This is a genomic window from Clostridium sp. DL-VIII (assembly GCF_000230835.1).
In the GTDB taxonomy this organism is placed as follows: Bacteria; Bacillota; Clostridia; order Clostridiales; family Clostridiaceae; genus Clostridium.
In genome coordinates this window covers 1,378,355-1,397,997 of sequence record NZ_CM001240.1, presented here as the reverse complement: position 1 = coordinate 1,397,997, position 19,643 = coordinate 1,378,355, and the positions used below count along the sequence as shown (strand labels likewise).

General features: G+C 29.6%; 18 protein-coding genes and 1 pseudogene. 3 read left to right on the top strand and 16 right to left on the bottom strand.

The features are described 5' to 3' along the window. Positions 1 to 24 precede the first annotated feature (24 nt). The 15 genes and pseudogenes from CDLVIII_RS06300 to CDLVIII_RS06230 all read right to left on the bottom strand — a co-directional run bounded on the left by CDLVIII_RS06300 (position 25) and on the right by CDLVIII_RS06230 (position 15,338). Positions 25 to 882, bottom strand: a complete 858-nt coding sequence (locus CDLVIII_RS06300; protein WP_009168598.1) for a protein phosphatase 2C domain-containing protein — start codon at positions 880 to 882, stop codon at positions 25 to 27. Positions 883 to 893: 11 nt separating this feature from the next. Then, a complete protein-coding gene (locus CDLVIII_RS06295; RefSeq protein WP_009168597.1) occupies positions 894 to 1,400 on the bottom strand; it encodes an FHA domain-containing protein in 507 nt (168 codons plus the stop codon). A 99-nt stretch (positions 1,401 to 1,499) separates the two neighbouring features. Next, a complete protein-coding gene (locus CDLVIII_RS06290) occupies positions 1,500 to 2,078 on the bottom strand; it encodes an FHA domain-containing protein (RefSeq protein WP_242835846.1) in 579 nt (192 codons plus the stop codon). A 54-nt stretch (positions 2,079 to 2,132) separates the two neighbouring features. Next, complete coding sequence (locus CDLVIII_RS06285) at positions 2,133 to 2,570, bottom strand: DnaJ domain-containing protein (protein ID WP_009168595.1); 438 nt, start codon at positions 2,568 to 2,570, stop codon at positions 2,133 to 2,135. 610 nt (positions 2,571 to 3,180) lie between these two features. After that, positions 3,181 to 3,606, bottom strand: a complete 426-nt coding sequence (locus CDLVIII_RS06280) for a hypothetical protein (protein ID WP_009168594.1) — start codon at positions 3,604 to 3,606, stop codon at positions 3,181 to 3,183. Between the two features lie 27 nt (positions 3,607 to 3,633). After that, positions 3,634 to 4,059 (bottom strand): hypothetical protein, encoded by a 426-nt coding sequence (locus CDLVIII_RS06275; RefSeq protein ID WP_009168593.1) that lies wholly within the window; start codon positions 4,057 to 4,059, stop codon positions 3,634 to 3,636. Between the two features lie 61 nt (positions 4,060 to 4,120). Then, positions 4,121 to 6,295, bottom strand: a pseudogene (locus tag CDLVIII_RS06270) (transcriptional regulator). A gap of 701 nt (positions 6,296 to 6,996) precedes the next feature. Next, positions 6,997 to 8,139 (bottom strand): carboxynorspermidine decarboxylase, encoded by a 1,143-nt coding sequence (nspC, locus tag CDLVIII_RS06265; protein ID WP_009168592.1) that lies wholly within the window; start codon positions 8,137 to 8,139, stop codon positions 6,997 to 6,999. Positions 8,140 to 8,635: 496 nt separating this feature from the next. Then, positions 8,636 to 9,838, bottom strand: coding sequence for a saccharopine dehydrogenase family protein (locus CDLVIII_RS06260; RefSeq protein ID WP_009168591.1), 1,203 nt, complete (start codon positions 9,836 to 9,838; stop codon positions 8,636 to 8,638). A 118-nt stretch (positions 9,839 to 9,956) separates the two neighbouring features. Continuing rightward, entirely contained in the window at positions 9,957 to 10,811 is an 855-nt protein-coding gene (gene speE, locus CDLVIII_RS06255) for a polyamine aminopropyltransferase (protein ID WP_009168590.1), read from the bottom strand. Next, entirely contained in the window at positions 10,812 to 12,269 is a 1,458-nt protein-coding gene (locus CDLVIII_RS06250; RefSeq protein WP_009168589.1) for an aminotransferase class I/II-fold pyridoxal phosphate-dependent enzyme, read from the bottom strand. A 16-nt stretch (positions 12,270 to 12,285) separates the two neighbouring features. Next, positions 12,286 to 13,104: an adenosylmethionine decarboxylase gene (speD, locus tag CDLVIII_RS06245; RefSeq protein WP_179117810.1), complete on the bottom strand. Its 819-nt coding sequence runs from the start codon at positions 13,102 to 13,104 to the stop codon at positions 12,286 to 12,288. Between the two features lie 204 nt (positions 13,105 to 13,308). Then, positions 13,309 to 14,001 (bottom strand): HD domain-containing protein, encoded by a 693-nt coding sequence (locus CDLVIII_RS06240; RefSeq protein ID WP_009168587.1) that lies wholly within the window; start codon positions 13,999 to 14,001, stop codon positions 13,309 to 13,311. A gap of 230 nt (positions 14,002 to 14,231) precedes the next feature. Then, the gene (locus tag CDLVIII_RS06235; protein WP_009168586.1) at positions 14,232 to 14,543 is read right to left on the bottom strand and encodes a DUF3892 domain-containing protein; all 312 of its coding nucleotides are present in this window, start codon (positions 14,541 to 14,543) and stop codon (positions 14,232 to 14,234) included. Positions 14,544 to 14,735: 192 nt separating this feature from the next. Beyond that, positions 14,736 to 15,338: an HAD family phosphatase gene (locus CDLVIII_RS06230; protein WP_009168585.1), complete on the bottom strand. Its 603-nt coding sequence runs from the start codon at positions 15,336 to 15,338 to the stop codon at positions 14,736 to 14,738. Positions 15,339 to 15,506: 168 nt separating this feature from the next. Here CDLVIII_RS06230 and CDLVIII_RS31090 point away from each other — a divergent pair, with 168 nt between their 5' ends. Beyond that, entirely contained in the window at positions 15,507 to 15,680 is a 174-nt protein-coding gene (locus CDLVIII_RS31090; protein WP_009168584.1) for a hypothetical protein, read from the top strand. Between the two features lie 21 nt (positions 15,681 to 15,701). Continuing rightward, positions 15,702 to 15,950: a spore coat protein gene (locus CDLVIII_RS06225; RefSeq protein ID WP_009168583.1), complete on the top strand. Its 249-nt coding sequence runs from the start codon at positions 15,702 to 15,704 to the stop codon at positions 15,948 to 15,950. A gap of 219 nt (positions 15,951 to 16,169) precedes the next feature. Here the strand turns inward: CDLVIII_RS06225 and CDLVIII_RS06220 are convergent, their stop codons facing one another. Then, complete coding sequence (locus CDLVIII_RS06220; protein ID WP_009168582.1) at positions 16,170 to 16,985, bottom strand: hypothetical protein; 816 nt, start codon at positions 16,983 to 16,985, stop codon at positions 16,170 to 16,172. 388 nt (positions 16,986 to 17,373) lie between these two features. On the opposite strand from CDLVIII_RS06220, the gene CDLVIII_RS06215 reads away from it, so the two are divergent. Then, a complete protein-coding gene (locus tag CDLVIII_RS06215; RefSeq protein WP_009168581.1) occupies positions 17,374 to 19,542 on the top strand; it encodes a methyl-accepting chemotaxis protein in 2,169 nt (722 codons plus the stop codon). Positions 19,543 to 19,643 lie beyond the last annotated feature (101 nt).

The window sequence follows — 19,643 nt, the reverse complement described above, 5'->3', positions numbered from 1 at the left end:
TTATTAGTTATAACTTATTTTTTATTAACAGTTTCTATTTTTTCCGTTGTATTTCATAAGTATAATGCTTCCATTACAATTGTCCTTATCGTTATTCTTAACTCTTTCAATTATTTCTGTGCAAAGTTCATTTAGCTTTGCCCTTTTGTTACTTAAAATTTCTTCGAATTCTACCCATCTTAAGCCTTCATATATACCTCTGCTCATAAGTAAAATTATGTCGTTCTTGTAAAGCTCAATTGGCGGCTCAGAAATTTCTATATTTTTAAAGGTTTCTTGTCCAACATAATATAAAAGCTTCTTATCATTTAACGCATATATAGCTTCCTGTTTTTGAAGTTTGCCATTATAATATTCTTTTTTAGCTACCTCACTTATAGAATGTCCTTCACTTAATCTGACAAGCTCCTTATTTCTAAAGACTGCAACCATTGCATCTCCTACTAAAGCATAGGATAATAAATTTTTATTTATTATTACACTTATTACGCTTGCTCCGCCCTTATCTTTTTCAACCCTATTTATAATTTCATGATTTGCCTTATTAAAGGCTTTAGTAAAGAAATAAGTTAACTTTTCTTTGCTGCCTTCCTCTATAAACATTTTTATTATTGTTTTAACTGCCGTAAGACTTGAAATTCTTCCTGCTTCATTCTTCCCTAAGCCATCGGCTAAAACTGCCACGGTTCCATTAGAAGTATTTATAGCATCTACATAATCTTCCTGAATTTCTTCATATCCAATGCTTACTTCTTTTGCTATTTCTAAATTTCTTCTATATATCTTTTTTAATAAAAGACTTCTTATTGCTAATAAAAGTATTAATATGCCTAAGAGTAAAAGAATAAGTTTAAAATTTTCATAATAATTAACCTTTAGCATTTATCTCATACCTATTCTTTTGCATTATCTTGCCATTCAAAGTGTTCTCCACAAAATGGTACAAACAGAAATTTACTCTTTCCTAGTTCAATTACATCGTAGGCAGATAATTCTGATGGCATATAAGCAGGTTCCCCATTTAGATAAGCAATTCCTGAAGAGTCTCCTGGCAATAATACATTGTTCTTTTTCTTTGGATCATATACGATTATTGCATGATTTCTTGCAGCAATTTCGTTGTCCCCTATTATTTGAATATCCATATCATCTGCTCTGCCTATGAAGTTTTTCCCACTCTTTACTTTATAGTCCTTGCCAACCCTTGTCCCTTGAATGCATACAAGCCATCCGCATACTGGGTCAACTTCCTGATATAAAAGATTAGTTTCTATATCCATTTGTTCTTGTACTGGTTCTTGTTTTTCTTTTTTTGAAGTATCAATATTGCAGTATGGACATATACTTCCATAACGCCTTTCACTAAACATATGTCCATTTGGACATCTAATAAGTCCCATTATTATCACTCCATTCTCAAATCAATACAGCTCATGATAAAATCCCTATACGGGATTTTTTAATATCTTTTAGAAAAGCCATATGCTTTTCTTAATTATTTATTTAAGCAATAATTTTACTTTGGAAATAAATAAAACATCTCCTTTTTTTAATTCACAAGGAGCATCTTTTATAATTCCATATTTTATTTCATCGTCAGCCTTTTGTATGCTTATCCCACTTTCTTCTGACAAATCTTCTACATACCACTTTCCTGCTGCAAAATTTAAAACTGCATGATTATCTTCAATAAATTCTGAATATATTGAACAGCTTAAATCTACAAGTACGTTATTATCTCTTCCATTTTTACCAATAATAAAAGACACTTTTTCTCCTATATCCCAAGCTTTTATTATTTCATTTTCCTCATTAACCAGTTCAATTCTGCTTATATTGCTTTTATCCTCAATTATTTCCTCTTTATTAAGTCTTTTGTGAAGTTTAATAAAACCTGCTGCACCTAAACATATTACTGCTGCTATGATTATTCCTCTTATATAAATTGATTCTATTGTAATGTAGGCAACTACACATATAAGTGTAATTATGACTCCTATAAATACATTTATTAACTGCAGACTCATTAACAATCTGCTATCATAATTTAGATTATTTTCTTCATTCAAAGTAATCACTCCATTCAGTACATATAATAATTAATGCACCACATATGCCTGCATATTGGCATATTACTTTATATTAAAAAAGCTCTCAAACATTTTACTTGTATCTATTGGATTTTTTTCATTCTTTAATTTATCTTTATTTATATCATTAGTATTTGCATTGAATCCAAAAAAACTTTCAAAATATTTATTTAAGTTCTCTATATTTTCACCTTTAGCTTGATATTTTTTATCATTTCTACTATTATTGTTATTCTCGTTATTTGTATCTTTATTGGTTTTTCGATTAAATTTTGATCTTTCGTCATCATATTTTTTTCTTGAAGTTTCATTACTTAAAACTTCATAAGCTTCGTTTACTTCTTGAAATTTTCTTAATGTATCTTTATCATCTTTATTTCTATCTGGATGGTATTTTTTTGCTAAGCTTCTAAAAGCCTTTTTTATCTCATCATTGGTTGCTTTCATGGATATATTTAATATCTTATAATAATCTTTCATCTTACCCCCAACTTTATCAGTTTAAAGTTTATAATTAACAATTTACAGTTAATATTCCACAATTTATAGTTAACGATGGAATTTCTTATAACATTTCTTTAAATCATTTGCCACATAAATTTAGTATTAATATTTATGAAAATTTATGTGGGTATCTATACCAGAAATAAGGCACATGAAAATAAATACCAAGTCCAAAGTTGCCATGGATATTTTTCATCAGGCAAGAAGGCAAATTGCCCTCATAGCGGGCTATTAGGTTAATTTATCGCCGTAGGATGATGGAAAATAGGCTGGCAAATGGACTTATTATTTATTTGATTGTGCCTAAGTAACATGTTATGTGGAGTGTTTCATTGAAATTTTGATAGTAATGGTTCTTGACTAGAAGTTGTTCTAAACAGCTTGTTCAAAGCTTAAGTGAGAGTCCAAATCTTTGATTTGGTTTCTCGAACTTACTCAGCGAACGAATGTAAGTCGAGTTTCCTCTATTGAAGCAAGCTGTTTGGGTACAACATTTAGTCTTAGAATCATCCATCAAAATTTTAGAGAAACCGGAACATAATCTGTTACTTATTTCGGCTTATTACCCACATAGGTCTAGGAATTACTAAGCGCTGTATCCGCCTTCTACTGTAACTGTGCTTAGCTTGTCTTTCTTTTGTCTTACAACAAGTTCAAAAGTACCTATTCCTTCAGTATCTCCAAAATTTTCTCTGTAGTCTACCACAAATGCATTTGGATAAGTTATTTTTCTTATAACTTGATCTGCTGAAATCACTTCTACAGTCACTTTTCTATAGCAGTCTGCTTTTTCTGCTGGTACTAATGACCATATACCCATTTTACTTGTACTATCAAATGGATCTCCATCTACTGCTGTTAGTATCTTACCTGTAATAACCATTGTACTTCCTACATCCTTTGATCTTGCATTTGAATCTTCTGGAGTATCTGTAGTAAGTTTTACAGTTTCAACACTTTCTATACTAAGATCTATAGTTTCTGCACCTTCAATTTTTACTTTAAATCCCATTTTTATGTTTCCTCCTTATTTTAATTTTTACTCAGCAAAGCCGCCTTCAAATTTAACTCCGGCAATTTTATCCTTCTTTTGTTTAGCATACAACTTAAATGTACCTACACCTTCTGTATCACCATACTCTTCTTCATAGTTAACTACGAATGCATTAGGTAAAGTAAATTGTCTTACTACTTGAGAAGCTGAAATAACATCTATAGTTATTTTTCTATAACAATCAGCCTTTTCTGCTGGCACTAATGACCATTGTGCTAGCTTAATTGTGCTATCTGCTGCCTCTCCACCTACTGGTGTTAAAATTTTACCAGCAATTACTAATGTTGTTCCTAAATCTGTTGAACGTGCGTTAGAATCATCTGGAGTATCTGTTTTAAATTCTACAGTTTCAACACTTTCGATGTCTAAATCAATAGTTTCTGCGCCCTCAACTTTTACTTTAAATCCCATTTTTTGTCCTCCCTTTACTTTTTTATTTATAATTAAAATAGATTTTTAGAATCTATTGTAATTAGCTTATACTACGTGCATCATTACGTGTAATTTCTACTTCTAAGTTTTTAACATTACCGTTAAATACTAGATCAATATTACATGTTCCATTCTTTTCATTTATTACGAAGTTAATATCATCACCATCTCGTACGATAGCATTTGTATATTCTTTATGCGCCATCCATTTGCTCTTAACACTTGTTGGATTATTGCTAAAGAATTTTATAATATTATCTTCTTTAAAATCATTAGTATAGAATCTTAAGATTCTCTCAATATATGTTGTTACTAATGTCTTATAGATTGATTCAAAATCATTTTCATTAGCCTGCAGACTTCTAGCTTTATATACTGTTATCTGCTTTATATCTTTACCTTGAATTTTTGCATTTTCAGATGAAAAGACAAATCCAAAGTTTCTCCTATTTATAGAATTTTTAATTTCATTTGTAAATCCAGATATTTCTTTTGCTAATGTTGTTGTAATCTGTAAAGCATTCGATCCTGCTTCTATATCAAATCTAACTCCTGGATATTCGCTATAAACATCTTTAAAGTTTTCTTTCAAATATTCTGGACATTGATATGCTGCTACAATACCAGCTGCTATATATGAACTTCCAATATAAACTCCTTCTATCCAAAGCTTCAAGATATCTTCTTTCTCTTTAGATAATTCTACTGCTCCATTATCTGTAAGTATCATTCGTTTATCTAAAACAATTCCTGACTTTTCCTTTGGAATAACTGTAAAATTAGGAACACATGGAATTGCAAATTCACTATATGAGTTGTTCATTAACGACTCACACTTGTCCATAAATTTATCAATTCCGGCAGTTGCTACATGATTAAAGGTTGTATCTTCTCTTGGCTCAAAACTAAAGAAAACTTGTATGCGATACTTTTGTACTGCGTCTAGCAGCATTGCTAAATCTTCCATAGAATTTGAATCTGTCTTCTCCACCTGTTTATTTGCTTTGAATCTCTCTCTCTTAACTCTATTTTTAGCTTGTGCCTCAAGTTCAATTGATGGAACAATTCCAAACCATATTGTATTATCAAAATCATTTTTATCATTCACTGAACTTAAAAATGTACTTAATCTTGGTAGATTTTGAGCATTTACTAATCTTGAAAGTTTAGTATTAGTAACTAATAAGCTTGGTTTCATTCCTTTGCTCTTTGTTTTATATTGATCAAAGAACATTTTAACTCCTAATATTTTTTCTATTAGAGGTTTTACTGTCTTTATAAAATCATCTTTGGAACTTTTGTAAAATTCCAAGTAAGTATTGTAGTTACTTACTTCTAGCTCTGTATCCACAGAACTTTCCATAGTTGATGAAAGCGGACAGAAGGTTCTTACCACTAAGCTCTTTACATAATCTGATTTTGTCTCATTGACTTCCTCATAATCTTCTTCAAAGGCTTCAATTAGTCCAAGATTGGCTTTATCATCTATTGCTACTAATGAAGTTTCCTCTACCTTTGGAGCTTCCAAAACCTTTAACTCTCCATTTTCTCCCATGCTCAACACACCAAGCTGAAATGATTCATTAGAATTTTTATTGTCATCTCCGCCAAGAAGCAATCTTGTTTTTATATCTTCAATTGCAAGTGGCAGCATTGCCATTATATTGTTATAATTTGCACTTGCTTCCTCAAACATTACGTTAAGCTTGTCCCCAAAATCCAGCTTACTTGGATCTTCATCATCTAAGGCATCATATTTACCGTATGTATACTGAATTTCCTTTCTAGTCTGCCTTATATCATCCATTACTTTTTTAGGTGATATCATATCTAGTAAATTTTCAAACTTAAAGTCTACATTTGCAATTCCTTATGCTCTTTTAGTATCAATTAAAGTAAATAACATCTTTAAAAAGTCATTAGATTTATTAATTGGAATTTCTGTTATTAACTCACTTGGAAAGTTTTCTGGTTTCTTTAATGTGTAGATTACCTTTTGATTTGTTGCATTATAAAATGAATACACTACAGGTGAAAATCTATCTAAGAATTCATCAAAGCTGTTAACTAAGAAATTTTCATTTATTTCTTTAATTTTGTCATCATTTAAGCTATTTAATCCTTTTGTATCACCTATTACAGTAATTAAATCTAATTTTTCCGGATTAATTTCCTCGAATAATATTGTCCTATTGGTTTGCTTTATTACATCCACTTTTCCATCCCCCTGTTTTAATGATTTTCTTCTCAATTTTAAGTTAAAATTCCACTACCCTTATTTTTACATTTCATAAAAATTATAGTATTTATTCAAAAATTGTCAAGTGTATAATTAAATACTTAACCATTTTATGAAATTTATTGAATTTTATATACTTTAAGTAAAATATAACTACAATAAATTATATATTAATCCAATATTTTTCATATTATACTAAAGTATAATATGAATTATAAAAACATATTTTTACCTAATGCTCTATACCCCTTAAACACTGATAATTTTAGATTTATTAACTATATATTAATTTTATGCAATGTAATAAAACGTACAAAATTGGGAATAAAACGGAACTTTATTTTTATTTTATTATTTATTACAAATTATATACGTTTTATATCTTTTGTATTGATATATTGTATTTTTTATTCTATAATTTAGTTTTATGTTTTCAGATAAAAAAATAAGCATCCTCTATTAAGCTTTTCTTTCTACCCTTGATAATCTCTACTATTATCAAAATAAAATTATAGAAAAGTATAATAAAACATGCTTATTACGATTTTATTTATATGTTGCAATTAAAAATTTACAATGTCCAATTAACAATTGTAAACTATGATTGCGAATTGCAATATGTATTAAAAATTGCTTTTTACTAATTAATTGTGAATGTATAAAATTTAGATAGCAAATTACGATAATCGCCTTTTAAAATCCTCGTATCCAAATTCTCTTATTACTTCTATTCCCTTTTCCTCGCTATACTTTACAATTGCAGGAAGGTTTACACCATTAAAGGTGTTATTCTTAACCATTGAATAAATAGCCATATCACAAAATATTAATTTATCTCCAGGTTTTAACGGTTCCTTAAATGAATAATCTCCTATAATATCTCCAGCAAGGCAGGTTGGTCCTCCAAATCTATATGTATATTCATATTCATTTGGCTTTCCAGCACCTATAATATTAGGCCTATATGGCATTGCAAGTACATCTGGCATATGACACTCAGCAGAGGTATCTAAGATAGCTATATCCATTCCATTTTTCATAGTATCTAAAACTGTTGATACAAGAAAACCTGTATTTAACGCAATTGCTTCACCTGGTTCTAGATATACATCTACTCCATACTTATCTTTTATGAAGTTAATAGATTTAATTAAGGTTTCTATATCGTAATCTTCTCTTGTAATATGGTGACCGCCACCAAAGTTAACCCATTTTACTTTCTTAATATATTTACCAAATTTTTCATCAACAACTTTTATTGTACGTTCAAGTGTATCAGAATTTTGCTCACACATTGTATGAAAATGCAATCCGTCAATTCCTTCAAGCTCATCTTCCTCAAAGTTAGCTAAAGTAACTCCCATTCTTGAATTTTCGAAACATGGATTATATATATCTGTTTCTATTTCTGAATACTCAGGATTTATACGAATACCGCATTCTATCTTTTTATCTTTATTACTCTTAACTTTATCTTTGTATTTTCTCCATTGGCTAAATGAGTTAAATACTATATGATCACTATATTTCATTATTTCATCAAATTCATCATCTCTATAAGCTGGAGAATATATATGCACTTCCTTGCCCATTTCCTCATATCCAAGTCTCGCTTCATGCAAAGAACTTGAAGTAACTCCCTTTAAATACTTTCCTATTAAAGGAAACGTTGAAAACATTGAGAAAGCCTTTGTTGCTAAAATAATCTTAGCTCCAGTCCTCTCCTGTACCTGATTTAAAATCTCCAAATTCCTCTTAAGAAGTCTTTCATCCACCAAATAGCATGGTGATGGTAATTTACTTATATCTATATCTTTCATTAGTTGACCTCCTTACTAAGTTTTTACCATTAACTTTTTGGTAAAAAACACAACTCATATATTTATTTTTACTTATTGCATTTTTCTTATACCTTCACTTTTCTAATATTATGGTCAAGCAGCGATTTAAAGATAGACAAATGTAACTTTATAAGTATATCATCGAAATTCTAACTTATACTCTGAAGTATGCTTATATCAGAAAGAAAGGGTACTCTTTTGTGCAGTGTTGCATCTGAGAATATAGTTGTAGGATTTCTTCATTATGAGTTGTTCCATTTCAGCTTGTCAAAACCTATGGTTTGGAGCAAGCTGAAATGGGTACAACTCATAATGTTAAGTGAGAGTCCAAATCTTGCATTTGGTTCCTCGAACTTACTCAGCGAACTTAGTGAGTCGAGTTTCACTTTTCCACAACTATATTATCTAAGCAACCGAAACAACAGAGTACCCTTTCTTTCGGTAAGCTATCACATAAGTTCAAGTTACATACTTTCTACTCTACTAGTGTTGGAGAAAAACTTTCTTTCCATGGTAAGCCCCACTTATTTAGTTCTTCCATGAATGGATCTGGATCAAATTCTTCAACATTATATACACCTGGCTTCTTCCATAAACCTTTTAAGATTAAGCTTGCACCAATCATAGCTGGAACTCCAGTTGTGTAAGAAATTGCTTGTGAACCAACTTCTTTATAACATTCTTCATGATCACAAACATTATATACATAATAAGTTTTATCTTTTCCATCTTTTTTACCTTGGAAGATACATCCTATATTTGTTTTACCTTTTGTTCTTGGTCCTAAAGATGCTGGATCTGGTAATACAGCTTTTAAAAATTGTAGTGGTACTATTTGTTTTCCTTCAAATTCAATTGGTTCAATTGAAGTCATACCAACATTTTCAAGCACATGTAAATGTGTTATATATTTTTGTGAGAAAGTCATCCAGAATCTTATTCTCTTGATTCCTTTAATATTTAAACCTAAAGATTCTAATTCTTCATGATGAAGTAAATACATGTCCTTTGGTCCTATTTCTGGAAAATCATAAACTCTTTTTAGTTCAAGAGGTTCTGTTTCAACCCATTTTCCTTCTTCCCAGTAGCTTCCCTTAGCTGTTATTTCACGAATATTTATTTCTGGGTTAAAGTTTGTTGCAAATGGATATCCATGATCACCTGCATTAGCATCTAATATATCTATATAATTAATTTCATCAAATTGATGCTTTTGCGCATAAGCACTAAATACTCCTGTAACACCTGGATCAAAACCGCTTCCAAGTAATGCTGTTATTCCTGCCTTTTCGAACTTTTCTCTGTATTCCCATTGCCATTTATATTCAAACTTAGCTGTATCAAGAGGTTCATAATTAGCTGTATCTACATAATCAACCTTTGTTTCTAAGCATGCATCCATAATAGTTAAATCTTGATATGGAAGTGCAAGATTTATAACAACATCTGGTTTAAACTTATTAATAAGTTCTACTAATTCTGGTACATTATCAGCGTCTACTTTAGTTGTCTGTATCTTAGTTTTAGTTTTTCCTTCTAATGAAGCCTTTATTGCGTCACATTTTGATAATGTTCTGCTCGCTATACAAATTTCTTCAAATACTTCTGAGTTTTGGCAGCATTTATGAATTGCTACACTTGCAACTCCACCTGCACCAATAATTAAAGCTTTTCCCATTCTAATTCCTCCAGTTTCTTCATAAATTTATCTAATCGACAATTTATCATACGATATATAATCCTTAATATTCTTAATTGTACCTTACAAATGTTAATTCTTAATATTAAATTTCTAGCTAATCTGTAAGTCCATTTAACATTTCTTTAACATAATTAGGTAAAGCGAAACATCCTACATGAAGATCTGTATTATAGTATTTTGTTTTTATTCCTAAACTATTCCAAGCTTCTGCATTTAAATCTCTAACAGGATGATACTTTTTCGAAGCAAAGCCAAATAACCAATGTCCTGATGGATATGTTGGAATATGTGCTTGATACACCCTTATAATTGGAAAGAACTTTGTGATTTTTTCATGAGCATCCTTCATTGCTGCTGCATCATTATCATAATATGGACTTTCATGTTGATTAACTAAAATTCCATCTTCCTTTAATGCTTTGTAGCAGTTTCCATAAAACTCTTTAGTAAATAGTCCTTCTCCTGGTCCAAATGGATCAGTAGAATCTACTATTATTAAATCATATTCATCGTTCTTATCACGTACAAATTTCAAGCCATCTTCATAAAATAGATTAACTCGTGGCTCATCAAGCTTACATGCTGTTATAGGAAAGTATTCTCTACATATATCTACAACTCTTTTATCGATTTCCACCATATCTATTCTTTCGATTGTGTTATATCTTGTAAGTTCTCTTATTGTTCCGCCATCTCCAGCACCTATAACTAGAACTTTTTTAATATTAGGGTTAGTTGCCATTGGTACATGAACTATCATATCATGATAAATAAATTCATCTTTTTCCGTTACCATCATTAGACCATCTAACGTAAAAAATCTACCGAATTCCTTAGCTTCCAGCACATCTATTCTTTGAAACTCGGTTTGTTCAGTATGAATTTCCTTCTCAACCTTAATTGAAAATCTTACATTTTCAGTATGTTGTTCTGTATACCATAACTCCATTTATTTTTCCTCCACAATATTAATATTTTCAATCTTAGGATCTTCCGTTCCAGTTAAAAAACATCCTTTTTCTTTTGCATAATTTATATAATCTAATATTTCCTTAGTTATCTTTTCTCCTGGTGCAAGAATTGGAATTCCTGGTGGATAACACATTACAGATTCAGCACATATTTTCCCGTGACTTTCATTCATAGGTATAGATTTCTTTGCTGAATAAAATGCCTCTTCAGGTGTAAGGACAACCTCCGGATTTATATATTCATGATCAAACATTCCTGCCTTGTCCCTTGAATTAAGCCTCTTTATTTCTGATAAAGAAGCTATTAATCTTTCAATCGCAAGGTTACGATCTCCTACAGAAATTATTGCAAGAATATTTCCTATGTCACCGAACTCTATCTGAATGCCGTATTCATCTCTCAACATATCATATACTTCAATTCCTGCAAGACCTATATCTCTTGTAAATATAGATAGCTTTGTTATATCAAAATCATAAACTGCATCTCCATCAATTAATTCCTTTGAAAAAGCATAGTAACCACCAATTTTATTTACTTCGTTTCTTGCATATTCTGCAATTTGTGTCACTTTTGCAAATATTTCTTTTCCATTTAGCACAAGATCTCTTCTCGCTAAATCAAGTGATGACATCAAGAGATATGATCCGCTTGTTGTTTGAGTTAAATTTATTATTTGACGAACATATCCTACATGTAAATCACAGTTTAAAAGTAAGAAGGAACTTTGAGTTAAAGACCCTCCAGTTTTATGCATGCTGACAGCCGCCATGTCTGCTCCTGCTTCAACTGCAGATACAGGCATATTTTCACCAAAATAAAAATGAGTTCCATGCGCCTCATCTACTAAGACATACATACCATGTTCATGTGCAATTTTAGTAATCTCTTTTAGATTCGAACAAATACCATAATAAGTTGGATTGTTAACCAATACAGCTTTAGCATCTGGATTTTCTTTGATTGCCTTTTTTACGTCATCTACTGACATTCCTAGTGGAATTCCAAGTTTTTTATTTGTTCCTGGATTTATATAAACAGGAACAGCTCCAGTTATTACTAATGCATTGATAGCACTCCTATGAACATTTCGAGGCATTATAATCTTTTCCCCTCTTTTACAAACGCTCATAACCATCGCTTGAACTGCAGAACTTGTTCCATTTACCATAAAAAATGCATGTTTTGAACCAAATGCATCTGCTGCAAGTTCTTCTGCTTCCTTAATAACTGACACTGGATGACAAAGATTATCTAGTGGCTTCATTGAATTAACGTCAACTGACAAACATTGCTCTCCTAAAAACTCCCTAAGCATAGCATTTCCTCGCCCTTGCTTATGCCCTGGAACGTCAAATGGAACTACTCTGGCTTTCTTATACTCTATTAGTGCTTCATAAATTGGTGCTCTTGAGTGGGATTCTTTATTTTTCATTTGCATTCATCCCCCATTAATATATATTAGTTCCACTGAATATCTCGATCATTTCTTTCCTTAAATTGTTTTCAATCTCAAGCCTTTGTTTTGGCTTAATCTCATAAACATCTCTATTAAAAAGATAATTCTGAAGTTCAATTTCTTTTATCAACATTTTAGTGTGAAATATGTTTGACTGATATACATTTATATCCATAGCATCATACTTCTTTAATGTTCCTTCATCAATATAATCTTGTATTGATGTTATTTTGTGATCTATAAATAACTTCTTACCATCAACATCTCGGGTAAAACCTCTGACACGATAATCTATAGTTATGATGTCTGAATCAAAACTTCCTATAAGATAGTTTAATGCATTTAATGGAGAAACCTCTCCACAAGTGGATACATCAATATCCACACGAAAAGTAGCAATTGAGTTATCTGGATGATATTCTGGGTAAGTATGCACCGTTACATGACTTTTATCTAAATGCCCTACGACAGTATCTCTGGATTTCAAAATTTCAATTTCACCTTTATTACAAGATTCATCTATTTTTTGTGTCCCTATATTTTTTTCCGATATCAAAATAGTTACACTTGCACCTTGAGGATCATAGTCTTGTTTTGAAATATTAAGTACATGTGCGCCAATACTCCCTGTTACATCACACAAAATTCTTGTAAGTCTTTCTGAATTGTATTGCTCATCAATGTAAGCAATATAGTCCTTTTGCTCCCGCTCACTTTTTGCATAGCATACATCATAGATGTTAAAGCTAAGTGTTTTTGTGAGGTTGTTAAAGCCGTATAACTTCAGCTTATTTTCCAACCCTAACATCACAACCTTTCTGGCTAAAATAAAATTATAGTTGCAACTTATAAAAACATTTTTTATCATACAACATTGACATTTTACTATATTATCTTTAAAAATGCTACTGTTTACGTCAATATTTCTTTAGTATGCTTCATAAATTTATTTGAAGTCATTATTTCTTCATTTTATTCAAGAATACTTCTTATTTCTCATACATATATACATTATTTAATTGTTTTTTTTCATAGCTTTTTCTTTCACATACTTATTGTATTCTTCTATTGGATAAACTTCCGGTTCTCGTACTTCTTCTAAGAAATGTGAGGCTTCAGCATCAGCATTACTAAAGGCCAAAACAGATTTATACATCTCTATAGCCTTATTATAATCTCTATACTCATCTTTAGGTACATACGCTCCCATATGCCATCTTATCATTAAACATTCTTCTAGAGATAGTTTGACAAATTGCTGAAGTAAAATTACACTTTTTTCTCCGTGACCTAAAGGAATTCTGTCATCAAATTCGTAAGAAGCATATCCTATCCACTTTCCAGTAATCTCATCCTTTTTTAGTCTCATAGTTTTTTCATAAAGATTACATTTACATAAATCATGCAGATACCCTGCTAAGTATATAGTATCATCACTAAGTCCCAGTTTATATTGTTTGTTCTTTTGAAGCATTAATTCAACAACATTGTCCGAATGATATGCAAGCCCTCCATCAAAATTCGAATGAAACTTTGTTGAGGCTGGTGCCGTAAAATAATCCGTTCTTTCTACAAGGTAATTTATCAATTCATCTATTCCATCTCTTTTAACAGAGTTTAATCTTTCTAATATTTTGTCTTTTAATTCCTGCATTTCCTCCACTGCTTTAGCTTTTGTCAATTCTTTTAAATCGCGTAAATCGCTCATTGATACATCTCCCTTACACTTATAGTTAGGTTCCTATAATTCTTAATTTTTTCCTATAAGCATATATATATTCACTAATATCATGCTCTTTAACTATTTTAACACTTTTATAAAAAAACTCATATCATTTAAGCATATAAATGATACGAGTTTTTTAATTAAATGTATTCCTTTTTAATTTCAATTGTTACAGATTTCTAATTATTTCGTCATAACCTGTAAAATACAAATTATTCATCTATTACTGGCAATGAACTTAAATTGTTTGATTCATCATCATCTCTTAAACTTCTTAAATATTCTTCGCCTTTTCTTGAGGTTGAAACAGATACTCCTGATATAGATCCAGCTTTAGCTAACTCTACACCTTTTTCTTTAGTTATTTTTTCTCCATTTGAAAGCTCATATCCTGTTATTTCTCCAGAATGCTTTATTATTGCTTTTATGGAATTCTGTTCAGCATTCCCATATGATTTAGACTCTAAGTTATCCTTACCAAATTCCGAGATATTTTTACCAGCATCACCTGATGCATTTTCCATAACCAACACCTCCACTTTTTAGCTTATAAATATAAATTCATTCTAGAAAGCTTCATTATAATATTGCCCAATAGATATGCATTTAATTCATAGAACTTTTCAAGGAAAACTTCATCAATCCCTTGAAACATCGAAGTCTTTACGGTTATAAAAATATATGCAATTTCAGCAATACACCACATACGTTTATGTCTAGATATTTATATCGAATTTCTGTAATTCTGCTAACAAGTTTTTAGGATCATCTAAAACAATTCCTTTTAATCCTAATTTTCTAGCTGCTTTCACATTAACTTCCGTATCGTCAATGAATATAGTTTCACTTGACGTTAGATTATATTCTTGTATTATTTTGTCATATATTTCTCTCTCAGGCTTAAGTAATTTTTCTTTAAATGAAAATACTCCTCCATCAAATAATTTGAACAAATCATATTTTTCATCCATATATTCAAATGCAGCACAATGAAAATTAGATAAATAATATACTTTATATCCATTTTCTTTTAATTTTTTTAATATGTCCACACTATTTTCTATAGGAATTAAGATATCGTACCAATTATCGAAAACTGCATTTATTAAATCTTCATTCTCTATATTTCTGCTAATTATATTTCTTCTAGCATTTTCTTCATTAATTGTTCCCCTATCAAGCATTGGCCATTCTTCACTTTGAAAGATGCATTTATATATTTCTTCCACCTTTTCTTGAGCAATTTTGGATTCAGCATATTCTTTAGGGCTGAAATCTATCATTACATTTCCAAGATCAAATATTATATTCTTAACCAATTTTTCTCCCTCCTTAAAATTATTATCAAGATAATACCACTATAATACTTTTCAAGCAATATTATCAAATGATTGAGCTTCTTTATTTATAAAGTATAAAAAACATCATTTATCACATAATACAATTGTTAATTACATTATTCTAATTTATAGGAGGAAGCTTAAATTATGAGTCCAAAAGAATTATCGTATATTAAAGATACACTAAGTCATGAAAAACATATGCAAACAAAGTGCACAGAATGTGCAAATCAAATTCAAGATGCTGAGCTAAAATCATATGTTCAGCAATTAGCTAATACTCACCAAAGAATCTTTAATCAATTCTATCAATTATTATAATAAATAAAGGAGATTTAAGTTATGAATGATAAAGAGTTATTTGAAGACATTTTAGTAGCAGTAAAAACTAGTTCTGATTTACTATTACACGGAACTATAGAATCCTCTACTCAAAATGTTCATTGTGCTTTTGATACAGCCTTGAAAGATACCTTAAACATGCAAAATCAGCTCTACAATAAGATGTCACAAAAAGGATGGTATCCTTCAGAGCAGGCTGATCAAAATAAAATAAATCAAGTTAAGCAAACTTTCTCAGCTCAAAAATAAAAAATTCTAAAATAATTAATGTTAAACAAACTCTTCACTAAAAAAGCAAGGAGCTGTCGCACTAAAGTGTGAGGCTCTTTTACTATAAAAAATAAATCTCAAGTCTAATACGCTTGAGATTTATCGTAAAAAATATTACTACGCAGCCAAAAAACATTTTAGCAAAAAACTGCACTTCTCATAAAATAATAAGAATTTTTGAAAACTAAAGCTTTTTTGTTATTTTGTTTCACTTTCTCTATGTGACCTGTCTCTCAGTCTGCTTATGACTTTTTTTTCATTATATCTATTATATGGCCATACTCTCGTTTCCACCTTACATCTTATCCACTCAGCTTTCAAATATATCTGTACAATTTCATCAATATCTTCATTTAATTCACCAATTTCACACTCATATTTTTCTATTATCTGATTACTTTCATTATTTATTCTTTTTACCAATTCCGGATTGTTCTTACATGCTAGTTTAACTTGATTTTTTAATCCTATCAGATTTAATCTCTCTATTGAGTCCATTTTCTCAAAATTATTATTACTCATTGCTAAATCCCAAATATCCTGCAATACTTTTTTTTCACTTATTACTTCAATAACTTCATAAAATTCATTCACAAGTTCACTATTGTTTTCTATAGATTTGATTTTATTCTTACAATAATACATTAATAAATAACTATTAATTGTAGATTTTAGTTCTTCTACCTTAGAAATTAATTCTATATCAAGCTTTCCTGTAAAATTCAAGTGCATTTTTATTAATGCTACGACTTTTTCCAATTCCCTTCTATAAGCTATTTTATTAGTTCCATCTTTTGTTCTTACATATAAATTAGTTATATTACTTAATTCTTTTAAACATGCAATATGTGTTCTAAATGTGGTAATCCATACTACTCTAAATCTTGTAATATTATTTATGTAGAGACTTTTTTTATTTTGAGATAAATTTAATACACCCGTCAAAAATGTTATTAGTATTCCTGTAAATGTTATTATATCAATTATCGCTAATTCAGTTTCTCCAATTTTCATATCTTGCTCCTAATTTTTATGGTTTATATTTTTCTTCTTTTCGCAAATCAATTGGTAAAAAATACATAAAAAAGAACTAAGATTGTCTTTCTCAGCTCTTATTATTGTATTTATTTTATTCATTTTTTCTTCTTTTATTCTATCCATTTAAGTATTGTCTACTTTACTTTATTTATTTTCTAAAAGATTTACTATATTTTATTAATTTTCTACATATTCTATATGATTTTTTATCTCTGAACCTCCTGCAAGCTTTTACCATCTTCTCCACAAACACATGGTATTATTTATAAAATTAATGTATAATGTATAGCAATATACATTATATAACAATTTGTTAATAATTAATTCTTTTTATAACGAATTAGTGAAACATTAGGAGGAAATAATGAAAATTTCAAAGAAAGTTAACCATAACTTTATTAATACTAAAAACAAATCAAGTAATTCTTCATTAAAAAAGGCATCATTAATCGAAAAGATTAAGAAATTAAATTTTAAACCAAGAAAAAATTATAGTTCTCCAGCTACTAGTAATCTTACCAAAAGTAAAATTAAGTTAAGCAAAAGTTCAATTAGCTTTAAGGTACTTTTGACAGTTTTGCCAGTTGTAATTATAACTTTATTATTACTTACAATTTTTACTTATACTCTAGGAGAAAATGCTTTATATTCTAATAGTGAAGAACTACTTACTCAAATAAGTAATATTACCGCGCAGGATATAAGTGATGTAATGGATGAAAAAGTTAAAGCAATTGAGAGTTTAGCTCATAATCCAACTATTGTAGATCAACAGGCAACTATACATGATAAATTAAATATATTATCTGAAGAAAAGAATTTTCAGCAGTATTCTGATATGGGTATAGCTACTCCTGACGGAAAGTTAACACTTCTAAGTGGAGCTACAGTTGATATTAAATCTTATGACTATTTCACTTTTGCCCTTTCTGGGAAATCATATGTTTCAGAACCTTTTCAAAGTAATTTTAGTAAAGATTTATTAATAGCAATATCGGCTCCAATAAAAGATGAAAACAAAACAATTGGTGTTTTAGTTGCATTTAGACACGGAGATGATATATCAAATCTTAGTAAAAAAATATCATTTTTAAATACTGGTAAAGCATATGTAGTTAATTCTAGTAGTAAAATAATTGGACATTCAAACGATGAGTATGTGCAAAAAGGTACTAATCTTAGTGAAATCATAACAAATCCTGATAAATCAGCTCCTTATGATTTAATCAGTAATATTTCTCAAGGAGGAAGTGGTTTTGCTGAAATTATCTCTGACAATAAACTTCAAACTCTATCTTATTCTGTAGTACCAAGCACTGGCTGGTGTGTTATCGTAACTGCTGAAAAAAGTGATTTACTAAAATCATTTGGTTCCTTAAAATTTGCTAATATAGTAACTGGTATTGTAAGTCTTATAGTAATATCCTTAGTTTTAATTTTTTCAATATCAAGGATTTCTAAAAAAATACTATATGTTGTCAGTATAATGAAAGATTTTTCACAAGGTGATTTTTCTACTCAAATAGATGAAAAACATTTAAGGGATTCTTCTGAAACTGGAGTTATGTGTCATTCATTAACAAATATTCAACATTCTTTAAATAACAGTATTGATACAATTAAAACAAATTCTGAGAATCTCAATGAGCAGTCCACTGGTCTTTCATCTATCTCTGAAGAATTATCTTCACTTATTGGGACTATAGCAAAAGCAATCAGTGATATTTCAGAAGGAACAGCCAATCAAGCTAATAATTTAACTAGTAGCACCGATAATTTAAACAAATTTGCAAATAAACTTTCAACTCTTACAAATAAGGTTAATGACGTTACTATTACTTCTTCAGATATTGGTACTAAGGCAAAAGAAAGTAACGATGAACTAAAAATACTAATTGCTTCAATAGAACTATTAAATACCAATTTCAATAACTTTAGTAATGCACTGACATTAATGACTACAGATATTAAAGAAGTTAATAATATGACAGATTTAATAAATGGAATATCTGAACAAACAAACTTGCTTGCTCTAAATGCTGCAATTGAAGCTGCTAGAGCTGGTGAAGCTGGAAAAGGATTTGCTGTAGTTGCAGATGAAATAAGAAAGCTTGCAGAAATGAGCCAAAGTTCTGCTAAAAAGATTTATACCATAGTATCAAAGGTTCTTAAAAATACTGATGATATAGTACTTAGCACAGATAGTATTACCCAAGATGTTAAAAATCAAACAAATATTATTAATAATACAATTGTTGCATTTAAACATATCTCCACAGCAGTTGAAGATATGATTCCTAAAATGTATTCAATAGCTAAAGATTTTACTGAATTGGATTCCGAGAAAGATTCTCTGGTAACTAATATTACAAATATTTCTGCAGTATCAGAGCAGATTTCAGCAACCACACAAGAAATTTATTCTTCATCTGATGAATTAAACTCTGCAAGTTCTGAAGTTGCTGCTTCTGCTCAAAAGGTAAGCAGTTTATCTGATGAATTGACACAAAGCTTTGATCAATTTAAATTTTAAATATCCCTAAAGTAGTATCGTTTTATACATCTTTGCAATAAACTATAGTAAAACAATTAACAAAAAGGTGGTAAAATGAATCCTCTATTAAATATGATACT

Excerpts from the sequence above, each read along its gene's own strand:
- CDLVIII_RS06300 (WP_009168598.1), bottom strand. The coding sequence starts at position 882 with ATGCTAAAGGTTAATTATTATGAAAATTTTAAACTTATTCTTTTACTC.
- CDLVIII_RS06295 (WP_009168597.1), bottom strand. The coding sequence starts at position 1,400 with ATGGGACTTATTAGATGTCCAAATGGACATATGTTTAGTGAAAGGCGT.
- CDLVIII_RS06285 (WP_009168595.1), bottom strand. The coding sequence starts at position 2,570 with ATGAAAGATTATTATAAGATATTAAATATATCCATGAAAGCAACCAAT.
- CDLVIII_RS06280 (WP_009168594.1), bottom strand. The coding sequence starts at position 3,606 with ATGGGATTTAAAGTAAAAATTGAAGGTGCAGAAACTATAGATCTTAGT.
- CDLVIII_RS06275 (WP_009168593.1), bottom strand. The coding sequence starts at position 4,059 with ATGGGATTTAAAGTAAAAGTTGAGGGCGCAGAAACTATTGATTTAGAC.
- nspC (WP_009168592.1), bottom strand. The coding sequence starts at position 8,139 with ATGAAAGATATAGATATAAGTAAATTACCATCACCATGCTATTTGGTG.
- CDLVIII_RS06260 (WP_009168591.1), bottom strand. The coding sequence starts at position 9,838 with ATGGGAAAAGCTTTAATTATTGGTGCAGGTGGAGTTGCAAGTGTAGCA.
- speE (WP_009168590.1), bottom strand. The coding sequence starts at position 10,811 with ATGGAGTTATGGTATACAGAACAACATACTGAAAATGTAAGATTTTCA.
- CDLVIII_RS06250 (WP_009168589.1), bottom strand. The coding sequence starts at position 12,269 with ATGAAAAATAAAGAATCCCACTCAAGAGCACCAATTTATGAAGCACTA.
- CDLVIII_RS06240 (WP_009168587.1), bottom strand. The coding sequence starts at position 14,001 with ATGAGCGATTTACGCGATTTAAAAGAATTGACAAAAGCTAAAGCAGTG.
- CDLVIII_RS06235 (WP_009168586.1), bottom strand. The coding sequence starts at position 14,543 with ATGGAAAATGCATCAGGTGATGCTGGTAAAAATATCTCGGAATTTGGT.
- CDLVIII_RS31090 (WP_009168584.1), top strand. The coding sequence starts at position 15,507 with ATGAGTCCAAAAGAATTATCGTATATTAAAGATACACTAAGTCATGAA.
- CDLVIII_RS06225 (WP_009168583.1), top strand. The coding sequence starts at position 15,702 with ATGAATGATAAAGAGTTATTTGAAGACATTTTAGTAGCAGTAAAAACT.
- CDLVIII_RS06220 (WP_009168582.1), bottom strand. The coding sequence starts at position 16,985 with ATGAAAATTGGAGAAACTGAATTAGCGATAATTGATATAATAACATTT.
- CDLVIII_RS06215 (WP_009168581.1), top strand. The coding sequence starts at position 17,374 with ATGAAAATTTCAAAGAAAGTTAACCATAACTTTATTAATACTAAAAAC.